Consider the following 1,725-nt stretch of genomic DNA (forward strand, 5'->3'; position numbering starts at 1 on the left):
CGGCCGGCCACGCCGGTGCGCCGCATCGCGGTCCTTCGGCCCGACCCCGCGGCCGCTCGCCCCGCTGCGGGCCCTGACGTGGTGCCGGCAACCATCGCTGAAGCAACGCCGAACCCCGTGCCTCCCGTGCAGCGCACCGCCGGCCCGGCACGCCCCGACAGCCGGGCACCCCTCGGCGCTCCCCTGTCGGAACTGCCCGCCACCGCCAGGCCACTGACCACCGACGGGACCCAGGTGACCGGTCCGAGCACCGGCACACACCCGCCGGCCGGACCGGCGCTCCCGATCGTGCAGCGCCAGGCGAGCGCACCTGGTACCGGTGCCACGCCGGGCCCGCACGGCGCAAACGCCGCAACGCCCCAGATCCGCCCAGCGCACCAGATCCGGCCGCGGCTCGAGCCCCAGACCCAGACCCAGGCTCAGGCTCAGGCTCAGGCGACCGGAACGCCCCGTACTGCAGCGACCGTTCCCGAGCCGTCCGTCACCCGTGCCCGTGCCCGTGGTGGACTCGGGGCGCCGCTGTCCGCGATGCCGCCGACCGCGGACGCGACACCCCCGGCCGGCCCCGGCGGCGCGGCGGCGGGCCCCCCGACCGCCGGTGGCGCCGAGGCCCTCCCGCGCATCCAGCGCACCCCGGTGCGCCCGGACCGCACCGTCACGGACACGCCCGCGACCGCTTCCGGTGCCCGGACGCCCTCCGCGCCGCTGCTGGGCGCGACGAACACCGAGAGCGGCGGCGGGAGCCCCGACTCACCAGTGGTCCAAGGGGTTTCGCTCCCTGCGTCGAGCGCCTCGGACGTTCCCGCCGCGCCTCTGGTCACTCCGGTCGGCCCGCAATCGGCGCCCTCCACCGCCGTTGAACCCGGCTCCACCGGGATCGCCTCCGCGACCGATGCCGTGCAGCGCAGGACCCCGCAGACACGCCCGTCCCCCTCACCGGGCCAGGCGTCCACGTCCCGCGAGGCGTCGGCGCCGACGTCGGCGGGCACGGCGGAAGGCGCCGTGACCTCGGCCGACGGTAGAACGCCGGCCCGTGGGGCCACCGCGGCGGGCAACGCGGGCGTGAGCGGACCGGCGCCGCTGGTCGTCGCCCGCTCGGTCACCGTTGCCCGGCCGGGTTCCGGCACCGACGGTGTGCACACACCCGGTGTCATCCAGCGCCGAGCGCTCCCGGCTCAGGGGCGGCGGTCCGCACCCCGCAGCCTCGCCCTGCTCGCCGCACGGCCGCTCACCGTCAACACCCGTGCGCCGGAAGACGTCGTGCCGCCCACGGGAACCCGGGCAGCCGAGCGACCCGTCGTCGCCGCGTCCTGGCGCCGGGCCCCGGACCCTGTGCTGAGCGCATCCGCGCCCTCGCCCGTGCCGGGTCCCGAAGTGCCGCGCGCACAGCGCGCCGCTGCCGGTCCGGTGGCGTCGGGGTCGGCCGACCCGCCCTCCGGTACGTCCGGTCCATCGCGGACCCGGCCGACCGTGCCCGGAGTGCAGCCGAGCCCGCCCGTCCCACGGGGTGTACCCGTCGTACGGCCTGCTCCGCCCGTCCAACGCGCCACCGCCGGCGGCGACATGGCCGTACGGCCGCTCAGCCTGCCGTTGTCCGATCCGCAGGCATCACCGCTCCAGGAGCAGCCGTACGCCCCGGCTGCCGTCCCCCCGCTCGTGCCGGTGGTCCGCGCCGCCCGTACCGCACCGATCGCGCCCGCGACGGCGCCGCCACGGGCCTCCGGC

1 pseudogene is annotated in these 1,725 nt (G+C 78.2%); it reads left to right on the top strand.

The features are described from left to right. Positions 1–528 precede the first annotated feature (528 nt). Positions 529–1,725, top strand: a pseudogene (locus ABT288_RS49880) (hypothetical protein); the annotation flags it as partial.

The organism is Streptomyces sp. NPDC001093 (assembly GCF_040298985.1).
GTDB lineage: Bacteria > Actinomycetota > Actinomycetes > Streptomycetales > Streptomycetaceae > Streptomyces.